The 22,841-nt window shown below is 49.5% G+C and carries 17 protein-coding genes; 7 read left to right on the forward strand and 10 right to left on the reverse strand.

What is annotated here, in order from left to right; translation table 11 throughout:
* Window positions 1-14: 14 nt before the first annotated feature.
* Window positions 15-1,001 carry a prolipoprotein diacylglyceryl transferase gene (gene lgt, locus ACYVFD_RS20325; RefSeq protein WP_461092333.1) on the forward strand — a complete coding sequence of 329 codons (987 nt, stop codon included), beginning with the start codon at window positions 15-17 and terminating at the stop codon, window positions 999-1,001.
* On the opposite strand, the gene ACYVFD_RS20330 is transcribed toward lgt, so the two are convergent.
* Both ACYVFD_RS20330 and ACYVFD_RS20335 read right to left on the reverse strand, forming a co-directional pair.
* On the reverse strand, window positions 896-1,945 hold the full coding sequence (locus ACYVFD_RS20330) for a sensor histidine kinase (protein WP_461092334.1): 1,050 nt from the start codon (window positions 1,943-1,945) through the stop codon (window positions 896-898). The two genes, lgt and ACYVFD_RS20330, sit on opposite strands and share 106 nt — an antisense overlap.
* Window positions 1,942-2,991 carry a sensor histidine kinase gene (locus ACYVFD_RS20335; protein ID WP_461092335.1) on the reverse strand — a complete coding sequence of 350 codons (1,050 nt, stop codon included), beginning with the start codon at window positions 2,989-2,991 and terminating at the stop codon, window positions 1,942-1,944. Before ACYVFD_RS20335 ends, ACYVFD_RS20330 begins: the two co-directional genes overlap by 4 nt.
* A 373-nt stretch (window positions 2,992-3,364) precedes the next feature.
* Here ACYVFD_RS20335 and ACYVFD_RS20340 point away from each other — a divergent pair, with 373 nt between their 5' ends.
* The 4 genes from ACYVFD_RS20340 to ACYVFD_RS20355 all read left to right on the forward strand — a co-directional run bounded on the left by ACYVFD_RS20340 (window position 3,365) and on the right by ACYVFD_RS20355 (window position 7,662).
* Entirely contained in the window at window positions 3,365-4,045 is a 681-nt protein-coding gene (locus ACYVFD_RS20340) for a response regulator (protein ID WP_461092336.1), read from the forward strand.
* Window positions 4,045-5,427: a sensor histidine kinase gene (locus tag ACYVFD_RS20345; RefSeq protein ID WP_461092337.1), complete on the forward strand. Its 1,383-nt coding sequence runs from the start codon at window positions 4,045-4,047 to the stop codon at window positions 5,425-5,427. Before ACYVFD_RS20340 ends, ACYVFD_RS20345 begins: the two co-directional genes overlap by 1 nt.
* A gap of 100 nt (window positions 5,428-5,527) precedes the next feature.
* Window positions 5,528-6,472, forward strand: coding sequence for a hypothetical protein (locus ACYVFD_RS20350; RefSeq protein ID WP_461092338.1), 945 nt, complete (start codon window positions 5,528-5,530; stop codon window positions 6,470-6,472).
* 41 nt (window positions 6,473-6,513) lie between these two features.
* On the forward strand, window positions 6,514-7,662 hold the full coding sequence (locus tag ACYVFD_RS20355; RefSeq protein WP_461092339.1) for an endonuclease/exonuclease/phosphatase family protein: 1,149 nt from the start codon (window positions 6,514-6,516) through the stop codon (window positions 7,660-7,662).
* Window positions 7,663-7,853: 191 nt separating this feature from the next.
* Here ACYVFD_RS20355 and ACYVFD_RS20360 read toward each other — a convergent pair whose 3' ends face one another.
* Complete coding sequence (locus ACYVFD_RS20360; RefSeq protein WP_461092340.1) at window positions 7,854-8,381, reverse strand: CopD family protein; 528 nt, start codon at window positions 8,379-8,381, stop codon at window positions 7,854-7,856.
* 270 nt (window positions 8,382-8,651) lie between these two features.
* On the opposite strand from ACYVFD_RS20360, the gene ACYVFD_RS20365 reads away from it, so the two are divergent.
* Window positions 8,652-9,260 carry a hypothetical protein gene (locus tag ACYVFD_RS20365; protein WP_461092341.1) on the forward strand — a complete coding sequence of 203 codons (609 nt, stop codon included), beginning with the start codon at window positions 8,652-8,654 and terminating at the stop codon, window positions 9,258-9,260.
* Window positions 9,261-9,303: 43 nt separating this feature from the next.
* Entirely contained in the window at window positions 9,304-10,260 is a 957-nt protein-coding gene (locus ACYVFD_RS20370) for a nitrilase family protein (protein WP_461092342.1), read from the forward strand.
* A gap of 128 nt (window positions 10,261-10,388) precedes the next feature.
* On the opposite strand, the gene ACYVFD_RS20375 is transcribed toward ACYVFD_RS20370, so the two are convergent.
* The 7 genes from ACYVFD_RS20375 to ACYVFD_RS20405 form a co-directional block, all read right to left on the reverse strand.
* A complete protein-coding gene (locus ACYVFD_RS20375; RefSeq protein WP_461092343.1) occupies window positions 10,389-11,552 on the reverse strand; it encodes a Gfo/Idh/MocA family protein in 1,164 nt (387 codons plus the stop codon).
* A 62-nt stretch (window positions 11,553-11,614) separates the two neighbouring features.
* Window positions 11,615-12,643, reverse strand: a complete 1,029-nt coding sequence (locus ACYVFD_RS20380; RefSeq protein WP_461092344.1) for a sugar phosphate isomerase/epimerase family protein — start codon at window positions 12,641-12,643, stop codon at window positions 11,615-11,617.
* Between the two features lie 39 nt (window positions 12,644-12,682).
* Window positions 12,683-13,909, reverse strand: a complete 1,227-nt coding sequence (locus tag ACYVFD_RS20385; RefSeq protein WP_461092345.1) for a class I mannose-6-phosphate isomerase — start codon at window positions 13,907-13,909, stop codon at window positions 12,683-12,685.
* A 103-nt stretch (window positions 13,910-14,012) separates the two neighbouring features.
* Window positions 14,013-14,783, reverse strand: a complete 771-nt coding sequence (locus ACYVFD_RS20390) for a 3-keto-disaccharide hydrolase (RefSeq protein ID WP_461092346.1) — start codon at window positions 14,781-14,783, stop codon at window positions 14,013-14,015.
* Window positions 14,784-14,848: 65 nt separating this feature from the next.
* Window positions 14,849-17,554, reverse strand: coding sequence for a c-type cytochrome (locus tag ACYVFD_RS20395; protein WP_461092347.1), 2,706 nt, complete (start codon window positions 17,552-17,554; stop codon window positions 14,849-14,851).
* 287 nt (window positions 17,555-17,841) lie between these two features.
* The gene (locus tag ACYVFD_RS20400) at window positions 17,842-19,368 is read right to left on the reverse strand and encodes a RagB/SusD family nutrient uptake outer membrane protein (RefSeq protein ID WP_461092348.1); all 1,527 of its coding nucleotides are present in this window, start codon (window positions 19,366-19,368) and stop codon (window positions 17,842-17,844) included.
* A 61-nt stretch (window positions 19,369-19,429) separates the two neighbouring features.
* A complete protein-coding gene (locus ACYVFD_RS20405) occupies window positions 19,430-22,654 on the reverse strand; it encodes a SusC/RagA family TonB-linked outer membrane protein (protein WP_461092349.1) in 3,225 nt (1,074 codons plus the stop codon).
* Between the last annotated feature and the right edge of the window lie 187 nt (window positions 22,655-22,841).

A 22,841-nucleotide genomic window follows, 5' to 3' on the forward strand; every position in this document is an offset into this window, starting at 1 on the left:
ATCCCTAACCGAATATGCTTCAGTACATCATTTGGAATGTTGATCCCGAAATCGTTCGTATTGGCTCCTGGCCGGTGAGGTGGTATGGCCTACTATTCGCTGTCGGCTTCCTGATTGGCGTTAAGATGATGACGCACATTTTCAAGACCGAAAAGAAGCCTCTTTCTGATATTGACTCCTTACTATTGATCATGGTGGTGTCAACTATTTTGGGAGCGAGACTAGGACACTTTTTATTTTATGAGCCTTACATGCTCATTCAGGACCCGTTACGAATCATAACGCCCCCGTTCGGCGGTCTTGCCAGCCATGGAGGCATACTAAGTGTTTGTATTGGTTTGTGGTTCTATTCGCAACGTGCATCCAGTCAGGCAACTGGGCAAACGTTTTTATGGGTCGCAGATCGCATCTGTATCATGGCGGCCCTTGCCGGAGCATTCATCCGGTTTGGCAACTTGATGAACTCAGAAATAGTTGGAAAACCGACGAACGTACCCTGGGCTTTTGTTTTTCTTCGCGACCATGAATTTAGCCAGGTCCCTCGTCACCCTACCCAGATCTATGAATCGTTATCGTGCCTGATTTTAGCCTTTGGACTATTTTGGTACTGGAAACGGTATCGAAATCAATTCGCATCAGGTACGATGTTAGGCATATCGTTGGTCTGGGTGTTTGGCTTTCGTTTTATCTGGGAATTCTTCAAAGAAAATCAAGTGGCTTTTGAAGATAGTCTGAACTTCAATATGGGGCAGTTGCTGAGCCTACCAGCCATTCTCGTTGGTCTGATCTTACTGTTGAGAAACGTTATCCGACCGGCATCATTGATTCCGGTAGCCCTCGTCATTCAATCATCAAGCCTTTGCTATCAATGTGAGTATCGGCCCAAATCAATCAATTACCCAACTTCGGCCAGCCGCCCTTCACTAACTAATGGCAGGCTAACCACAAACCAGCCGGGTGTTTCTTCAATCAGCAGACTGCCTTCGTTGAGGAGTTCGTAACGCGTGGCCAGGTTACTCAATCCAGCCCCGGCGGTTTCGACCCGAAGGTTTTTGCGCTGGAGTGTATTGGCCACGTGTAGTCGCTGATCGAGGGTGGTGTAGATACGGATATGCAGTGGATTGTCGGGCAGAATCACGTTATAGCGTACCGCATTTTCGATCAGCACCTGCAACGCCAGGGGCGGAATCAGGCCGTGCTTGTCTACTAAATCATCGTCCAGTTCAAGCACTAGTCCCTCCTGATAGCGGGTTTGTAGCAAATGAGCATACGAACGGATAAAGGCAATTTCGTCGCTCAACGGCACGAGCTGTTGCTCACTAGCCTGAAGCAGATACCGAAACACAGCCGTTAGCTCTCCCAAAAACGCGTCGGCCTGCAAAGGGCTATCGCCAATAAGTGACGAGAGTGAGTTTAAGCTATTAAACAGAAAGTGCGGATTGACCTGATGCTGCAACGACGCCAACTGGCTTTGCAGGGATACTTTTTCGAGCGTGCTGGTTTGTACCGTTTCCCGTTGCCATTCCTGCAAAATGTACCATCCTTCGTAGATGGCGAAATAAATGAAGTGATAAAATATCTGGATGCCGAGGTTACGACTTAGCTCAACGGCGGTCGTATAATAGTCGAATGTCCCATCAATCAGGAAGCGTAGCAGGTGCCGCAGCAACCAGGCAAATCCTACCAGAGCTGGCAATACAGCCAACAGCCATAGCAGCCGCCGACGAATATTGGCCAGACCAGGGTAACGGTGCTGAATCGTTAACACGACCCAACGGGCAAGCTGCCAGCAGGCGATTCCTGCCGTTAGAGCAATAAAAACGTTGGCCAACAACGCCTGTACTTTAATCGTCCTATACAGGTCGAACCGAAAAAATACGCTGACGAACACATAAAGTCCTACCGGACCGAACCACCGAAGCCAACGATCTTGTAAGGGTTTCATAAGGTCGCTTTCGATTCGGGTTGAGTTGCCAGCAACGGCAGCGTAATGACAAACAATCCATTATCTTCCTGAATGGTGATATTGCGTTGTCCCAGCAGTTTGTATTTGGCAGCTATATGAGCTAGGCCTACTTTATTGGAGAGAACGGCCGTTGTTTTGCGTTGTAAATTGTTCTGCACCACCAATGTATCCTCTACTGTCTGAATCTTAATTACGAGGGGCCGACCGGGTAAGATGATGTTGTGTTTAACCGCATTTTCCACCAGCAACTGCAAGGTCAGAGGGGGTAAACTATGCTCCATCAAATCCTCATCAACGCTGATGGAAAGATCGACTCCAGCGCCATACCGAGTTTTTAGTAATTGGAAGTACGACCGGATAAACTGCAATTCCCGATTCAGCGTGGTCAGCTCCTGATCATTGGCCCTCAACAAATACCGATATACGCTACTCAGTTCATCGACAAATACTTCGGCCTGACGGGGACTGTCGTAAATCAGCATCGACAGTGAATTAAGGCTGTTGAACAGAAAATGCGGATTGATCTGGCTTTTCAACGTGTCGAGCTGGTGACGTAGTTTTGCCTTTTTTAGCCGTTCATTGCGCTCGTAGGCCTGCTGCCACTCACGCAATACATAGCCTCCTTCGTAAATGATATAATAGACAAAATGGTAAAAAATCTGAATGCCAATCGAATAGGTGTAGTCAGGCAGTGTTTGGGTAAGGTATTGTAGGTTATTGAAAGCCATGTGGGCGACCTGCCGAATCAGCCAGGCGAAATTGACCAGCACAGGCAGCAACACAGCCATCCAGATCAGCCTTTTGCGGGTATTATCCAGACCAGGATAGCGCTTCTGTAATCGCATCACGGCCCATCGAGTCACATTCCAGCAGATATACCCAGCCGTCAGTGCGATCAGGTCCGAACGAATCAGCCTACCCGTCGATCGCTCCAGATACCAGTCGAGCCGAAAGAACAGTGTGCCCACCAGAAACAGGACAAATGGGCCAATGATTCGTAATTTCCTGTCAGTAAAGACGTTCACAGATGACGTTGACGTATATGGTTTGCTTTCTCTCAGTAAAGTGAATAGACAACTACCCTCATGGCAATCCCTTTATGCCGGGCCTGCTTCTGATGCCTTTGCTGATATGCACTGTTGAAATTAAAAGCCTTTCGGCAGATAGCCAAGAAAAATGAAGAGATTCAGGATTCTTTGTTCATAGTAAGATACACATTTCTTCATCCCTTTTATTTTTACCTGATAAGCTCACCAGTTAATAGGACTATACCAATACCCAATTGTGCCCAATAGGGTTAATAGTCTATTCGATAAATTCAATAGATGGGTTCGACCTCCAAAACGTTTATCTGTAACGTTATTTCTATAAATTCGACCGTAGAAATAGCGGAGTACCATGAAAATTCTGCTGATTGAAGATGAGGTCAAAACGGTTCAGAGCATAAAGCAGGGACTTGAAGAGCACCAATGGGAGGTCGACATCGCCTATGATGGCATCCTGGGTTTTCAGTTAGCGACCCGATCACCCTATGCGCTTATCATCTCCGATATTATTTTGCCGGGTATGAACGGCCTTGAGCTTTGTCGAAAGCTGCGGGAAGCCAACATAGCCACCCCTATTCTGATGCTCACGGCCCTGGGAACTACCGACGACAAAATCGTTGGGCTCGATGCCGGTGCGGATGATTATCTGGTAAAACCATTTGAGTTTGGCGAACTCATGGCGCGCGTCAGGGCGCTCACCCGACGAACGCACCATGCGATCCAGCCCAGCAATGTGCTAAAAATTGCTGATCTTGAGCTGAATACCGATACCAAGACCGTAATCCGAGCCGGTAAAGAAATCGCACTGACCGCGAAAGAATTTCAGTTACTCGAATACTTCCTGCGCCATCAGGGACGAGTTATTTCCAAAGTCGAACTGGCCGAACGGCTTTGGGACCTGACGTTCGATACGGGCACCAACGTCATTGAAGTGTACATAAATTTTCTCCGAAAAAAGATCGATAAAGACTTCAATCCCAAGTTGCTTCACACGCAAATCGGTATGGGATATGTGGTAAAGCTCGTGTCGTAATGACCAATATCCGCACCCGACTTACGGTTCAATTCGCCTTACTGGTAACGGTCATTCTACTGTTCTTTTCCCTTGGTGTTTATTTTTTCAGCAAGCTGTACCTCGAAAAACGATTTTTCCGACGGCTTCAGGATCGGGCCATTACTACCACTACCCTGCTGTTCGATTTACAACAGACCGATAGTACCGTGCTGCGCCTGATCGATGCCGCCGATCGAGAACCACTTCTCAACGAAAACATTTCGATCTATAACGCAAAAACCCAAAAAGTACTTTTCTCGACCAACCCGGCAAACACACGCTTTCACGAGCAGTTCATTCCGCAGCTCGATTCGACCGCCCAAACACTTTACCTACGCAAACAGGAATATCAGGTTGTAGCCATTCATCTGGCCAAAGCCAACAGCAGCGATTGGGTCATTGTCAGTGGTATCGACCAGGCCGGCCGGGAAGCACTGGACGATCTGAAAAAGATTCTGGTCGTAATGGTTCTGGCGGCACTCCTGCTGCTGGGTATTTCGGGTTGGTTTTTTGCCGATAGGGCGCTGGCTCCCATGTCGGGTATCGTACAACAGGTGAATACTATTTTTCCAGCCGACGTGTCGAAACGGGTAGAACACTCCAACCGATCCGACGAAATTGGCGTACTGGTGGCAACTTTTAACCAGTTACTCGACCGGATTGAACAGGCCATCAACAAGCAGAAGATGTTCATTGCCAACGTATCGCATGAACTGAAAAATCCGCTTACCAAAATCAATTCGCAGATTGATGTCGCCCTTATCCAGAAGCGCAATCCGGACGCGTATGAACGCACGCTGCAATCCTTACAGGAGGATACCCGCCACCTGGCTCAACTGACCAATACCTTGCTGGAACTGGCCAACACCTCCATGCAGGCCGATACCATGACTTTCGAACCTGTTCGCATGGATGAGCTGCTTTGGGAATCGAAAACGCAGTTGCAGAGCTGGCACGACAGCTACCACGTCCAGCTTACCTTCCCGGAATTTCCGGACGACGAGGACGCGCTAATCACTCAGGGTAACCGGGCATCGCTAAAAGTGTTGTTGATGAACTTGCTGGATAATGCCTGTAAATTTTCGCCAGTAAAAACCGCTCAGGTTACCTTTCAGGCCAGGGAAGGGAAGATTATCATCACCGTTTTCAACGAAGGTCCTCAAGTTCCGGAAGCGGATCTCCCTTATATTTTTCAGCCTTTCTTCCGAAGCAATGCCACAGCTCTATCCAGCAAAGGTCATGGCGTTGGTCTGGCCGTTGTCGCTCAGGTCACTGCTATTCACAGCGGTACCATTGCGGTAAAGTCCACCCAGGAAGGCACCACCTTTACGCTCACGCTCCCGAGCACAGCCACATTTTAAGGTAATTTTAAACTCAGATTAAGTCCGGATTAAGTTCGGTGTCGTTGCTTTGTAGCCGTTCCCTAACCCCCGCTGAGGGCGAGGGGATAACAAAACAGCTATGGAAATCGAGGCAATGAATCATAAACAGGGTATTCTGAACCTGACCATTGGGGCACTGGTGGGCGTACTGGCACTGCTGGCCTATTTATTTGTAGGCTCTCGTAACGAAACGCTGGAGGTACAGAAGCTACTGACGACCAAAGTGGAGCAGTTTGCCTCTACCCAACAAAAGCTCGATTCCATCTCGACAGTGCTGGATCAGAAAATTATCGAAGTTCGGAAGTTAGGCGGCAGCGTGAGCGAACTGGAACGGATTAAGCGGCAACTGGAGAGCGATAAGAAGAAACTGAAGTACGACCTCTCGTTCTCGATTCAGCAATACAACCTGAAGATCAATGACTATAAAGCGTTTCTGGTCCAAAATGACGTCAGTGTTCGTCAACTGAAGGCCGAAAACGGCACATTACTCAGTCGGACACGGGTGCTTGAAGAAGAAAAACAGACCATCCTCACTGAAAATGAAGGCCTAAAGCACGAAAAAGCGGCTCTGACTCAAACGGTCGATGATTACTCGCTCCAGAATGCCGAATTAAAAAACAAAGTATCGCTCGCGTCGGCTATGAAAGCGGTCAACGTGGAGGTTTCAGCGCTGGCAGCCAATGGTAAAGAGCGCCGGGGAGGTACGTATAAAGCGTCACGGATCGACCGGCTGAAGATCACCTTCATTATGCCCTCCAACCCGGTGGCCGTGAAGAACAATAAAGATATATACGCCCGCATTCTGGACGCAAATGGAGCCGTTGTCGGTGAAAACGGTGGCGTTTTATGGACCGATGGCCATGAGATTGGCTACAGCACCCGGCAAACGGTGCTGTTTGAAAACAACGACCAACAGGTCGATATGCTGTTCCGTCGGGAAGCTCCCTATAAGCCTGGCCCTTATACCGTGGAATTGTACGCAGAAGGCTTCCGCATTGGTAGTGGCCATTTCGACGTCAGGTAATGGCTCTACGGGTAATGTTCATTTAACTCAACGGTTTATCTATGGCACTTCTTCACAAATTGACATCTCATTTGCATCCAGTTTTACAAGTTATATACCGAACGCTGGCTCAGCTAACGGCGTTTTTTTTGCATAAATACCGCGAGTTTCCTTTCTCCTATACGGCACTCGGCTACCTGTTTTTCAGCATGGCTTTTTGCTACTATCCGGTGGTTGATCACTGGCTGGGTGGTTTTGTCATGATGAGCCTACCCATTGCCATTCTGGGTGGATTCGTTGCCTGCGTTTATTTGTTTCGAAAACACCAGACGGCCGTCGCCATGGCTGGAATGATCTGGGTGTTGTTCTCCTTTGTGGTGGTCAAACGATTGTTGGGGACCGATAGTGGTGCCACCAACATGAGTCAGGCGCAAACGCTGAACGTACTGAGTTTCAACAGCGAAACTTTCCAGAACGGCTCTGATCTCGCTGCGTTAAAAGCCGATATTGCCTGCTTTCAGGAATACTCTCCCAACCGCCAGATAGAGCGCCAGTACTCAGCAAAAGTTGAAAAGCTCACCTGTTTCGATAAAGACCGGGAAGTAGGTTTGGCCCTTTTCTCTAAATACCCCATCATTAATCGATACGGTCACATCTGGAATCGGTCGGCTGGCCCCGACATCAATGGATTCCTGTGCGCCGATATTGCCTATGGTGCCGATACCATCCGGGTCGTCAATGTGCATTTATGGTCGATGGGCGTACGGACCAATCTGGCGGTCGAAGCCTTAAAATCGGGTCACCTCATCCAGTTTGCAACTGAGTTAATCGACACGTTTCATAAGCTGAAAGAGGGGTTTGAACACCGCAACGAGCAGTTTCTGGAAGTTGAATCCTACGTTGCCGGAAGCCGCTACCCGGTGATCATTTGTGGCGATTTCAACGAAACGCCTATAGGGTATTCGTACGGTAAGCTCCGTCAGAATTTCAAAAACGCGTTTGAAGAGGCCGGGCAAGGGCTTGGCTTTACGCTGAATCGCCACCCCTATTGCGTGCGGATCGATCAGCAGTTCGTCAGCAATGACTGGGCCATCAAGACCTGCCAGACTTTATCAGGCGTTTCGTTTTCCGACCATTTTCCGGTATTAGCGCAGTATGTATTGAAGAAATCGCTCCACGCTCCTAAGGACTTACTGGCTCAGCAGAAGTAGTTCATTTGTTACAGGTTTGCCCCCGATGCGACTATACATTAGTTAATAAATCCCCGATTTACCTTAAGCTATAACTAATGGCTTTTTGTCATCCCGACGAAGGAGGGATCTCAAGTTTGACTAATAAGAGAGTTGAGATCCCTCCTTCGTCGGGATGACAAAAAGCCCGCTAACCGTCCTTCTTCCAACCTTTACCCTTTTCGCAGGCGCTTATACACACGAATACCCATCATCAGGAGGATCATTAGCCCAAACAATCCCAATAGTCCCCACAACATATTCAGGGCATCTTTCAATACGACCAGGAAAACGATGGCAAAGAGGAATAAGGTAGACACCTCATTCCAGATACGAAGTTGCGTGGATGTGTAGCGAAACTCCCCTCGCTGCTGCTGACGATAAATCGCATGGCATAGCCCGTGATAAACATATAAGCCAGCTACCAGTACAAGTTTATAAATCAGCCAGGTGGGGGTTGAGCCGTAATTATACCAGGTAGTCAGGCCCATAATCAGCGTAATGATAGCCGATGGCCAGGCGATAATAGCCCAAAGCCGATTTTGCATCAGCAACAATTGCTTTTGTACAAGACCGCGCCCCGGCTCATCGAGCTGCTCCGCTTCGGTCGTATAGATGAACAGCCTGGGCATATAAAATAACCCGGCAAACCAGGTTACCACGAAAATAATGTGCAGGGCTTTGCTGTAAAAAAAAGTCATGGCTGAATAATCTCGGTGGTAAATATACATCAATGCCAATTAGCAACTCGCATTGAATCAGTCGGCAAAGGGCGGCCATACCCTATTAAATCCGCACAGGCTGCGGGCATTATGCCCCAAAAACAAACAGATAAAACCCTTACACGTTTTATTGACGGTCATAATCTGTAAACGTTCGCTTCAAGCCTTGCCACGGTTCTCTAATGCGCATTAGAGAACCGTGGCAAGGCTTGAAGCGAACGTCTTAAAACTGTTTACACCTCAGACATCATGAAACTGAAACCCGTTATCGATAAAATTGAAGAGGAAGTGCAGGTCGTTCAGGGCGATGCGACTAAAGACGTTAGCTACTCCAGTCAACGGACATTCGCCAGCGAAGTGGAAGCTCGCAAAGCTTTTGAACGTGCTGTCGATAAATTACTGCATGTAAACGGATGGTCGGGCCTATCGAGTCTCACCGCCGATTTCCAGCTTCACGATGCAAATGGCGCTCCGAAGCCTGATGGTACTCCGCAACTTGGTGACTACATCCGGGTTACCTTGCCGGGGCCTATGCCTGAAAACTGGGTACGCGTCAGTCATACGGCCAGCACCGACAATCGGGTGGAGTTTACGGTACATCCCAGTCATGATCCGCAGAAAAAACACACCGACCAGATCGATCATTTTTTCCATAAGGAAGCACAGAGTACGTTTCGGGTTGAGATCGCAGATAAAACCATTACGGCTTCTGAAATTGGTCGGCGGGAAGGCATCAATAATCAACAGCCCGAAGCGGGCGACCGGGCACTTATCAATACGGTCATTGCCGAAACCGGCTGGTGGTTTTATCAGAAATTCCAGTGGAAGTTGCTGACCGATTATATAGTCGATTTGTAACCCATTTCCGGCTACCTTTGGCTGACATTACCACAGTACAGCCATGCAAAATCTAAAGATCGCGACGGCACAGTTCGAAAATGCCAGTGGCGACAAAACAGCTAACTTACAGGTCATCAACCAGCTTGCCGCCAAAGCGGCTCAGCAGGGTGCCAAAGTCGTTGCCTTTCATGAATGTTCCATCACGGGCTACACCTTTGCCCGGCACTTATCCCGCGAGCAGATGCTCGACCTGGCCGAGTACATTCCCGATGGCGAAAGCATTCAGGCTCTTATTCAGATTGCGAAAGCCAACGACATTGTTGTTCTGGCGGGCCTGTTCGAAAAAGACGAACAGGATCAGCTTTTCAAAGCATATGTGTGCGTCGACAAGAACGGACTGGTTGCCAAATACCGCAAACTGCATCCGTTTATCAACCCTCATTTGCTGCCGGGCGATTCGTACGTCGTGTTCGATCTATTCGGCTGGAAATGTGGCATTCTGATCTGTTACGATAATAACGTCGTCGAAAATGTACGGGCTACGGCCTTATTGGGAGCCGACATTATTTTCATGCCCCACGTGACGATGCTGACGCCCTCTACCCGTCCGGGTGCCGGTTTTGCCGACCCTGCTCTTTGGACTAATCGAGCGAATGATCCTACGTCGCTCCGGCTGGAGTTCGACGGGATGAAAGGACGAGCCTGGCTGATGAAATGGCTGCCCGCCCGCGCGTACGACAATGGCATTTATGTTGTCTTCTCCAATCCGATCGGCATGGACGACGACCAGTTAAAAAATGGCTGTTCGATGATCATTGACCCCTTTGGCGACATCATTGCCGAATGCCGTGAGTTGGGCAACGATGTGGTGGTCGCCAATTGCACACCCGAAAAATTACAACAGGCAGGTGGCTACCGGTACCGAAAAGCCCGGCGTCCCGATTTATATCGAAACATTCTGGGACAGGCCCACACACCCGAACAAAAAGTAGTCTGGCTGAACCCGGATGCTGACTAGGGGTTTATATATGTGAATACTCGTCCGGGATACAATTGCAGACGAGTATTCATACATATAAAAGGCGGCTTAACCCGATTCGGGCCAAGCCACCTTTAGAAAATTAATAATGGGAATAAACGAGTATTTTATCCCTCAAAGGATTCGACACCGGTATCTTTCCAGCTCTTTGAGGCCGCCGATTCCAGAACCGCTTCACAAACCTTCTGGGTTTCCAACGCGTCTAAGAACGTAGGATGACAAGGCTCTCCACGCTCCAGGCTACCCAGAAAATCTGCTACCTGATGGATGAAACTGTGTTCGTAACCGATCCCTAAGCCGGGCACCCACCACTTACCCATATACGGCTGATCTCCATCCGTTACATGAATCGAGCGCCAGCCCCGGACAATTCCTTCATCAGCATGATCGAAGTATTCCAGCCGGTTCAGGTCGTGCAGATCCCAACGGATCGACGCATGCTCCCCGTTGATTTCAAAGGTGTACAACGCCTTGTGACCCCGTGCATACCGCGTCGACTCGAACAGACCCAGCGAGCCGTTGGCAAAATGGCAGTGGAAGATACAGGCATCGTCGATGCCCACCGGCTGTACTTTCCCCGTCAGAGCATGCATCCGCTCTTTCACAAAGGTCTCCGTCACTGCCGATACATCGGTGATGGCCCCGTTGAGCCACATTGCCGTATCGATGCAATGGGCGAGTAAGTCACCCGTCACCCCCGAGCCTGCGGCCTCTACATCCATCCGCCAGGTGCCCGCACCACCCTGTGGCACATCGGCACTGATGGTCCAGTCCTGGAGGAAATTAGCCCGGTAATGGAAAATCTTACCCAGTTTGCCCGAGTCCACCAGTTGCTTGGCCAACGTAACGGCCGGTAACCGGCGATAGTTATACCAGACCGTGTTGGCTACTCCAGCCTCCTGGATGGCATCAACCATCTGCTGGGCTTCGGCTACTGTGCGAGCCAGTGGTTTTTCACAAAGCACCATCTTACCGGCAGCGGCTGCTGCCAGAGCGATCTCAGCATGGGAATCATTGGGCGTACAGATGTCGACTGCATCGATATCATCCCGGGCAATCAGGGCTTTCCAGTCGGTTTCAATCGAGGCATAGCCCCACTGGTCGGCAAAGGCCTGCACCTTCTCAGCATTGCGGGAGCAGACGGCCTGCAACACAGGCTTGTACTGTAATTCAGGAAAAAAATGGCTGACCTGGCTATAGCCATTGGAGTGAGTACGGCCCATAAAGCCGGTACCTATTAAGCCAATGCGTAGTTCTTTTTTGGTTGACATAAATTGATGTAGGGGTTACTGGCGACGGCCCGGCGCAAATCAAGTACCGCCACCGTAAACAATTATTCGTACCAGCCGTGGGCCTGACGTACTTTGATCATGGTGGCCAGCACGTCGTTCCAGGTTTGCTGCTTGAGCATTACCTCGTTGGGGAACATGCATCCGTCCCAGCAGATGTGCCGGAAGGCTTTGGTCAGCTCGCCGTTCTCGTTGCGCAGCCAGTAGCCCGCATCATGCACGATGTCGAGCTTACCGTTGGGGTCCAGCGCCTGGCAGTGACGACCCGTTTTATCGTGCGAGCCCGAACCGAATACGGTGCCATCGTTCTGCGCCACGTGGAAGTCGATCGTCCAGGGGCGAAGAGCCGCCGTCACCTTCTTGAGCGCTTCGGACAAGGCTTCCCGATCACTCCAGTCGAAATCAGGGGGCAGGATGCGGTCATCGGGGCTATTGTAGCCAAGGGTATAGAGTAAGGTATGCGCCATATCGGCCTGGAATCCCATATTGGGTCGGTTCACTGCCACCAGTGTGTCGACCATGGCTTTCCAGCTGTGCATGCCGCCCCAGCAGATTTCCCCTTCGGCCGCCAGCTTTTCGCCATAGTCAGCGGCCACATCACAGGCCTGCTGGAAGGTTTCTACAATCAGTTTGCTGTTCCCCACAGGGTCTACGGCCCAGTCGTGGGGCGAACTGGCCGAGTCGATGCGTACCACCCCACTGGGCCGAATGCCCAACTCGGTTAAGCGCTGGCCAATGTGGCAGGATTTACGGACCATTTCGACAAACTGGGCTCGTTGGTCGGGTGTTCCCATGGCCGGACCGCCCCAGATGGGAGCTACCAGCGAACCAATTTTAAGATTATGCGCCCCCACTTTATCGGCCAGCCGCTTGATGTCATCGTCCGACAGGTTGACGTCGATGTGCTCGAAGAGGGCCAGGTCGACACCATCGAATTTAACCCCATCGACTTCGGCATTGGCCGTCAGGTTGAGCATGGTGTCGAAGTCTATGACGGGTTCGGAGTCGGGGCCTTTGCCCACCACTCCCGGCCACATGGCGTTGTGGAGTTTAGGATAGTTATTCTGGTTCATCACTACGAAAGTTTAACAGGATTTAGTCAGATCAATAGCTTATAGCACCAGGTCTGGATTGGCGGGACCAAAGTGTTTGAGCATGACGATGGGATCGGTGGTGGAGGGATTAGTGATAGTGACCCCTGCTACAGCCGCCTGCTCGCTGACAAAGAACTCATCGTTGGTCAGTTGGCCGTAACGGATCATGGTTGGGGTTTCAATATCCCAATCGCCCAGTTTGCCATGTCCCTGCATCATAATAAGCCCATAGGCTGCGTTGTCTTTGATGGTGACCGTCTGACCGGGAAAAACGGTGAGTTCTTTTGCGCTGAAAGCTTCATTTTTATAGCAAACCCATACCTCCCGATAACCAGCAGCCGCCATTTCGTCTTCGTCGCGAACGGGTTGGGGACGCATAAATCGATTGGCCATCATCTGAGGGTCGGTGTTCAGTTCCCAGTCGATGGCCTCCATCAATTGGTCATAATCGCCAATGCGCTCCTTGGGCGTACCGTTCCACAGTAATTCTTCGGGAATGATGGCTTCGTTCACCAGCGACTGGTACATAGCAAACACGTCGGAGGCTTTCTGGGGCTCGTAGGTGCACATACTGCCAGGCGCGTGCAAGAGCCCAGGAGGCACATCCCAGCCGGTGCCGGGTTCCAGCCGGTAGGCCGAAGAGTAGTTGGTGATCTTGTTGTCGCCCTTGGTGAAGTTCTGCAGGCACTCTTTGATCTGCTCTTTGGTGGTGCCGGGAGCAATGCCGAAGAAAGTATAGGGAAAATCACCTCCATGGTTGTTGACCTGGGGAGGGAAATAATAGGCTTCGGGCTTACCCAACTGACCGATCAAGGCTGCCTGTTCATCGTTGTGATGGAGGTGATGCGGCAGGGGCCCCATGTTGTCGAAGAACTTGGAATACATCGGCCAGCTTTGGTATTCATTCCAGAGCCGATCACCAATGAGTTCGCCTTTGAGTTCATCAACGGCATCTTTGAGCAAAAACTGCACTTCGGCGCCATCTTCGTCGGTGAAAACGATGTGGCTCAATCCTTCATTTTCGCCGGTAAGGGGGCCATTTTTGGCGGGTGTGGTGGAGGAGAACCAGCGTTCATCGATACCACCCCGTTCTCCGCCCAGCACATAATAATCGTCGGGGTGGAGTTTGATTCGACGCCCGGGTACGCAGAAGGACCGGGGTACCCAGGTGGGGGTCAGTCGCAGGATACCTTTCCCTTTTTCTAATGCTTTTTTCGCTACGCTTACTGCTGAGACTGTTTCCATTAATTAATAGGCAACTGTTTTATTTTAACTAACCTAAACGAATTGACACTAAAATACCTCAACCAAACTACATTGGTTATCCATGTCCATGAATGTACGCTTATTATTGTTTGATCATCAGGTTGCGGTATTGCACCTTCATCGGCGGCCCGACGTGTACCTGTACACCAAGTAGGCCCTTAGCCTTTCGGTTTACCGTATCATCGTCAATCACTTCACTCATCAAGACGTCGTTAATGTAGTGCTGTAAACGATTGCCTTTGATCACCAGATGAAAGGTGTTCCAGTCTTCGCTTTTGATAAATGTCTTCAGCGAATCGGAGCTGCCCAGCGAACCCGTAACGTTCATACCGGTCCAGGCATTCGCTTTTACATTGGCCCGAATGGCTTCCGGTGTGCTTTCACCCGTATAAGGTCCAATGGTGGTTTTTTGTCCACGATACGCCAGGGTAGTCCGTTTCCGCTCTTCGTAGTTTTGGCCCGTATACCGCATTTTTCCGTCAATATCAGCCTGATAGCCTCTTAGAGCGAACGGGACATCGGGTAATCGGTCACTGCGGTAATTGATGCCGGAGTTTCCAGCTTCGGTAATTTTGAATTCACCTTTCAGTTCGAAATCGCCTGGCTCGCCACCCTGCCAGATAATGAACGAGTTAGTTTTCAGGAGTTTTTCAGGGGTTATTTCTCCGGTCAGGCAGCCATCCTCAACCCGCCAGTAGTTCGGATCACCATCCCACCCTTTCAGGCTTTTTCCATCGAAGATCGATACGTAGCCATCTTTCTTTTTCTGCGCGATGCAGGATGTGCTGGTGCCGACAATTGCGAAAGCCGCTACTAGAAGCAGGATAACGTTGACCTTTCTTTTGCTTACCATATCAAATTCACGGTTATAGTCCTACAATTTTAGTCAGGAAGAAGAGTCTCCTTCCTGACTACTTATTATTTACCTTTCAATCCGCCTGTTGCTTTGTACACCTCGCTATCCTGCTTTCCTCCCGACTTAAGGTAGGCAACCAGATCTCTTAGCTCACCAGGATTCAAACTATTAATTAGTCCGGGCAACATAATCGAAACCGTCGAATTCTTTTTCGATACTACGTCTTTCTTCGGAATTTTCCGGAGGAAATCAGGCGCAAACGGGTTCTGCGAAATCGAATAGTTCACTTTATCCTCATTAACAAGTCTCCCCAGGACCGACTGCCCGTTTTTCAGTGTGAAAATGGTCGACACGTATTGATCAGAAATGGCTTTGTCGGGATTGATGATAGCCTCCAGAATATCCTTGTTTGAGAACCGGGTACCTAGCTGCGTCAGATCAGGGCCAATATCTCCACCCTGACCGCCCATCGAGTGGCAACGACTACACAAAATTGCAGAGTAAATTTTTTGTCCCCTGTCGAAGTTGAGCGATGCCACAAGTCCCGTATCGACTGCCAGCAAGGCCGTGTCCAGCTTCCATCGTCTTCCGGGTCCTTTAGGCGAATAATCGCTGACGATGTCGTTGCCGGAGGTGGTCAACAAATCGGCACCCGATAGTTTGTTGTATTTTTCAAACTGATCTTTGGGTACGTGCGCTAACGCCAGCTTACGAGCCCTGTCGATGAAACCGACATAACTCCGTCCTCCCTGAAACTTGAATCCATTAGCAAACCAGGTGAAGTACTTAGTCCGAAGCTCCGGTGTCCAGCCAGCATCGGCCCGGCTTAGCATAACGGCATAGAATGTCTGTTGAAGGGGTGGAACTTTCTCCAGCATTTTAGCAATATCCAGTCCGTACTGTGGATTGCGCAGGATCAGGTCCGACGAGGCAGTCGCCGTTTCGAGCCCCAGATTGTTGCTGCCCGGTTCGTCTTTGATATCCATCAGAGCCAATGTCTTATTTACTACGCCCGGTGCTTCGAGGGAGATAAGAACGCGGCTAAGTCCACGATTCATCAGAGCTGTTTTAGCCGGATAATGCGGATTCAGGAAAGCAACGACGCGATCTTTATCGGCTCCTTCAGGCATGCCCATGCGTAGGAAAACCAGCTCAAAAGCCCGGCACAAATCAAACTGCTGAGATTCTGACAGTTGATCGTACTTTATTTTTAAAAGGGCATTCAATAGCTTACTTTTTTGCGAAGCGTCGCCCTGTCTGGCCAATGCAACCGCCGACTGTATCAATCGTTGAGGGTCCGTTTCGGTAAAGACTTTATCCTGCCACTGAGCAACAGGCTGATGTTCTACCGCAATACGAGCCGCGTACCGAACAAACCGGTCGGGATTGTTCAGATTAGGCCAGGCCGCAGTAACCGCTGCTGGATTGGCCCCATGGTGGTACTGCTCCAACTGAGTCCGAAGTTGATGCTCTTTCGTCAGTACTGGTGCCTTGGCTACAGGGGCTACCGATTCTGTTCCAGTATAAGTGATCCGATAAAGATCCGACTCCAGACGGCGTCCGCCGGTTAGGAAATACAGAGCTCCATCTGGCCCAAACATACCATCGGTCAGCGGCAGTGGTGAGCCCGAAATAAACTCTTCCCGTTCGGCTTCGTAGGTTGACCCTTTAGGCTTTAGGTAAATGGAATAGATGATGCCAAAGCTCCAGTCGAACGCATATAACGATTGACGATACCGTTGCGGAAACCGGGCATTATCGCCATAGACCAGGTTGGTGGGTGACCCCTGACCAATGTTCAGGACGGGAGGCAAATTATCTGGATTGCTGGGCAACCACTTGCCATTACCCGTACGCCAGCCAAACTCGGCTCCGCTGGTAACGTGACAAATGCGCGTTGGGCGATACCAGGGAAGACCAAAATCCCACTCCATATCTGAATCATAGGCAAACATATCGCCCGCTTCATTGAATGCAATATCGAAGGCATTGCGGAAACCGGCCGCCATCAGTTCCCAGCGCTTCCCTTCCGGGTCGACATTTGCCACCCAACCTCCGGGTGCCATCCGATCGTTGGCATGGCCGCGCGGGTCTTTTATCTGCGGAAACAGGTTATCTTCTTTCCAGTTAGAGGGTAAGCGATACGCATCCATTTGGGGTACATCGGTATGGTTCCCCGCAATCACATATAACGATTTCTTATCGGGCGAGAGCTTTATACTATGGGGTCCGTGCTCTCCTTCTCCTTTCAGTGCTTTTAGCAGCGTTACGGTCTCAAACTGGTCATCGCCGTTGGTATCCTGAAGCCGGTAGAGGCCGCTGCCTTTCCCAAAATTCTTGTTCTCCCGGTTATTGACCATCACATAGAGACTATTGAAGGCATATAACAAGCCTTGCGCATACCCCATACCTATGGTGGTATCGCCTGGCTGGACATTGCCGACTTTAAGTTTCTCAATTTTGGGTTTTGACGCTCCGGAACCAATCGGCGGCAATTCTAATCGATATAAGGCTCCGTATTGATCGGAGGTAATCATTCGGCCCTTGTTGTCGAACGTCATGGCAACCCATGAGCCCATCTTATTCTCAGAAGGGCTGAATATGTGTTCGGCTTTAAAACCGGGCAGTAGTTTCAGTTTATCGATTTTAGGATTTTCCGGATCGACGGTAGTGACGGCTGCTTCCTGCATGGTAATCCAGGAGGTCCCAAGCAGGACAATCGCAGCAAACACCAAGGCTAATCGGACAGGTTTGTACGTAAAAAACATAACAATATGAGTAAGTGAGTGTCAATACATCTATTGAGTGGCCGGTAGTTTGTCGATTGTTTTTACGGCGTAGGCTTATAAAAGCAGAGCCGATTGAGGTTTTACCGCCCCGTTGTAGTGAATAAATACACGAAAAAAGAAGCAGAGCCGATACGAATCTGCTTCTATGTACTCCGTATTACCAACCTATAATAGTATCTGAAATCAGTGCGAATGGGCTACTGTTCTATGCGAGAGGCTTTTCTACTTCTCCCACTCCCGACTGAGAATGGGAGAAGTACTATCAATTAGAAATAAGGGGTCAATGCTGATTCAACTGCTGGCAACGGATAATAGTCATCCAGCATCGTAAAGGCATTCGGTGGCGGAACAGCACCCGCGGGGAAATAATAGTCACCCGGATTCGCTTTTACACGAGCGCCATACGCTGTAATAATTTCCTTCACACGGCCGGTTCTCGTTAAATCAAACCAACGCTTGTTTTCGAAGGCCAACTCAACACGTCTTTCCTTAAAAATAGCTTCCCGCATATCGGCCTGCGACGATGCGGTGGTAGCCGCCAGCCCAGCCCGGGCCCGCACCTGATTCAGATAGGTAGCTGCCTCGCCGGTTTTCCCCTGTTCATTGAGTGATTCGGCCAGGAATAGCAGCACTTCAGCATAGCGATAAACCGGCCAGTTCTGCCCCGTGTTGTTGTGCAACGCATGGGTGCGGGCGTATTTTTTGATATACGGATACACTTTATTGGCCCGCAAACTTGTGCTCAACGTGACGGTTCCGATCGAAATATCTTTTCGTTTATCACCCGTTTCATAGGCTGCGATCAGATCCGGCGTAGGAATGTTATTACTTTCCTGCGATGTAGGCTGCGGGTTCGATGTACCCGTAATAGGTGCAATTTCAGCCGCCGTTATGGGCGACGGCAGGAAACGGTAAATCTGATTGCCGTTATAGCCTGCCGACCCTTCCATGTACTGGATCTCGAATACCGATTCAGGGTTGTTCTTATTGGTACCTGTGAACGAAAAGGCATCATTATAATCGGGCATCAGCTTATAACCGTCGTTGGTCACAACGTCTTTCATCAACGTTTCGACCTGACCCCATTTTTTCTGCGTCAGATACAGATTAGCCAGCAATGTTTTGGCCGCTCCCGATGTAGCCCGTCCGCCTTCCTGCTTCGCTTTGTTCAGTAGATTTTTACTGGCCTCAGTGGCATCTTTTTCAATCTGCGCATAGATCTGCTCCGTCGTACCCAACTCAACTGGTGCGTCCTGTCGCCCCGTAACGGGAGTTAAATGCAAAGGGACTCGGCCAAACAACCGGACCAGATCGAAGTAGGCGAACGCCCGAAGAAACTGCGCCTGCCCTTTCAGGTTGCTTTTGACCGCATCGCTACTAAAGGTAACCCCATCGATCAAACTCAGAATCTGGTTAGCCCGGGCAATAATCACGTAATTCAGTCGGTACTGTACCAACACGTTATCATTGGCCGTCACCTTGACGCCACCATCCCCCGTTCCGACAGGGACCGCAAAATCAGCCACGTTTTCGGTCGGATCTACAGCGCCATACAGCGTGTTACGGGCATAATAGGTATTATCCGAGTGCATTTCCTCCAATACCCAGGCCCGTTCGTTATACATTTGCCGGAAGGGCACATACGCGCCATTGACAGCCTGTACAAAGTCGGCTTCTGTTTTGAAGAATGTAGCCGAACTTAATGCCGTTTCTGGAATGGCAGTCAGAAAATCATCTTTGCAGCCGATTGAGGCCAGGATCAACAGCCCGACTGCGATATATTTTATTTTCATCAGGAACAAGTTTTTAGGATTAGTCGCGGGCTATTCACCAGCAACGTAGTGATTACTGTTTTTAGAAATTCAGATTTACCCCGAGTGTATACGTACGTGGCACTGGATAGTTCGAGAAATCAATACCCTGGCTCAGGTTCCCGCCATCACCGTTACCCGTCGTGTTGCCACTGGTTTCGGGGTTTGGCCCGCCCCAGTATTTCGTGAAAATGTACACTTGCTGACAGGATGCATACACCCGGGCCGATTTAAACAGCTTGTTCACAGCCCCAATATTATAGCCCAGAGTTATGTTTTTAATCGTGAAGAACGATGCATCGGCTATAAACTGTGAGCTTGGCCAGTCGCGTTCGATACCGGTGTAGTTACCGCCATTGTTAACAGCGCCAAATTGGCCAGCTCCGGGATTGATTACCGTGGTGGCAACAGCCGCGCCATTGACGAGGGTATTCTGAACCCGGAACCGGTCTTTTACCCCTTCAACCATGTTGAACACTCCATCCAGGTTGGCCGTGCTATACAGGTGACGAACCCACAACTGGTTGCCGTACGATCCAGAACCGGTGATCGAGAAGTCGAAATTGCCGTATTTCAGATCGTTGGTAATCCCGTAGGTAAACTTGGGGAATGGGCTACCAATAATAGCGCGGTCATCCTGGTCGCCACCATAGGTTATCACGCCATCGCCGTTTACATCTTTAAATTTGATGGTTCCGATAGCCGAGCGTCCCGGAATAATGGGGGAACTCTTGACTTGTTCGGCACTTGTATAATAGCCTTCTTTTACCAAGCCATAGAATTGACCAAAGGGCTGCCCTACCTGGGTAATGTGGAATGGTCCAATCGTACCATACACCCGATCGATACCTGGTGCCAGCGATACTACCTGATTTCGGTTGAACGAAATATTGGCGTTGGTGGTCCACTTCAATTTACCCGTTGTGTTTTTGGTGGTCAGTGAGAATTCGTGGCCCCAGAATTTGATCTCGCCAATGTTATCGTTGAAGTTGGTGAAACCAGACTCCTGCGGAATCTGCACCGCATACAACAGATTCGTGGTCCGTTTTGTATAAAAATCATAGATGAACTGGATACGGTCGTTGAACAGGCCCAGATCAAGGCCTACATCAAACTGCTTCGTGGTTTCCCAGCCCAGATTTGGGTTAGCCAGCGACGTAACCACAGACCCGGCTGCTACTGTGCTTCCAAATACAGCATTGGTCGTATTATTCACCAGAGCATATTGGGTGTAGTTACCAATGTTGTTATTACCGATTACACCATAGCTGGCCCGTACTTTGGCAAACGACACCTGTGGTACGGTCTTGAGGAACTCTTCATCCGACGCGACCCAGCCTACTGAAGCCGATGGGAATGTACCCCAGCGATTGTTGGAACCGAACCGGGATGACCCATCCGTACGGACAGCCGCCGTTAACAGATACTTACCTTTGTAGTTGTAGGTTAAACGAGAAAGATACGAGGTTAACGACCATTGGTTGGCTCCGTTCTGCGAAGTTGTCCGGTCAATGTTCAAGGCTCCCTGAATGGTTGGTAGCCGATCATCCGCATACGTATTACCCTGGATCTGCGAAAACTCCGACCGGAACTTCTGATTCGTAAAACCCGCTAACAGTTCGAAGTTATGATCGTTAAAGCTCCTGGCATACGTTGCTAAGTTTTCGTTCAGCCAGGACATATTCTCCTGACTATTGCGGGTGGAAACAGCGGTTGTCGGAATGGGTACGTTGATAGCGCTCGTGGCCGTAGAGGGGTTGAAGAAGAAGAATTTAGTATTCGTATATTCTATATTCATCGTCGATTTCAACGTCAGCCCGGTGATGGGGCGGAACTGAATATAGGCGTTCCCCAACAGGTTGGTATTCTTCGATTCGTTGACCAGTTCATTGGCGGCCCGTACCCAGTTTGGATAATTGAAAATATTACCCGTGCTACTTGGCAATGTATTGAATTTCGTCAGTTCGCCATTGGCATCATAAATCGGCATGATTGGCCAGGTATGCAGGGCGTTGAACAGAATTCCCGTTCCCCGGTCACCGTCGGTACGAGGTGTATTATCAAACACATACGAAGGCGCTACATTGAACCCGACCGCAACCTTATTGGAGAGGTTATAGTTTGAGTTCATCCGCAGGGAGTACCGCTTGTATTTATTATTCAGCACGACCCCATCCTGATTGAAAATACCGGCGACCAACGAGGTGTTCGACTTTTCGGTATTGTGTGAAATGCTCAGGTTATAGCTTTGTAGCGGAGCTGTCCGGAGTAAGGCATCGTACCAGTCGTTGTTTTTTCCTTCGTATTGCGCCGGGTTCTGGAAAATATCTGGCACAGGCAAGAGCTGATCTTCGTAGAACTCTTTCTTAAACTGGGCAAACTGTACTGCATTCAGCATTTTTACCCGGCCTTTCATCGGCACTTTCTGGATACCCGTATAGGTACTGAAGCTAATATTCGTTTGACCCGGCTTGCCTTTTTTTGTGGTAATGAGCACAACACCATTGGCCGCACGCGAACCATACAAGGAAGTAGAAGCCGCATCCTTCAGAATCGAAAGATCTTCGATTTCGTCGGGGTTCAACTGGGCAATATTCCCCGTGATTGGAAATCCATCTACTACATACAATGGATCGCTACCCGCCGAAACCGAAACCTGTCCCCGAATCCGAATGCTGATTCCCTGGCCGGGCTTACCGGTGGCCTGGTTGATCTGAACGCCCGCTAGTCGCCCCTGTAATTTTTGCCCGATCTGCGAAACGGGTAAGTCTTTAATTTCCTGAGAGCTTATGGTTTGAACAGCACCTGTTACTTCTTTCTTTAACTGACTACCATATCCGACCACCACGACTTCGTTAAGGGTCTGATCGTCAGGAGTCAACACAACAGACAACGAAGTCTGGCTACCAACCACAACTTCTTTTTTAGCATAGCCTACAAAGCTAAACACCAGTGTTGCCCGCGTATCGGGTACCGAAATTCGGAAGCCCCCTGTACCATCAGTGGTTGTACCCGTGGTAGTGCCTTTCACAATGACACTTACGCCAGCCAGTATATCCCCTTTCTCATCAGTTACCTTACCCGAAACAGTTATGTCTGCTGCCTGAACAGTTTCATAGGACAAGTCTGGTCTGGGAACGTGCAGCGCCAGCAATTGCCCTGCCATCAAATCACTTTTTTTCGGCTCAATTTTTTGCATCGTCTGAGCGAAACCGGGTATTATTCCCGCCATTAGGCTCAGCGTAGCTAGCTGATAAATTTTTTTCATGGAGATTTAGATCGAATAGGGTTACCAGAAACAGATATAGAAAAAACATAAGCGAATACTCAAATATTGATAAACATATAGGGGCAACTTTCCTATACCTACCTAGTTTTTGGCATTATTTAATTAACTTTTTAAGAATTTTCAATATATCAGATGACCTAACTGCTTTTTAGAACATACTTACTTT

It is taken from the genome of Spirosoma gilvum (assembly GCF_054776815.1).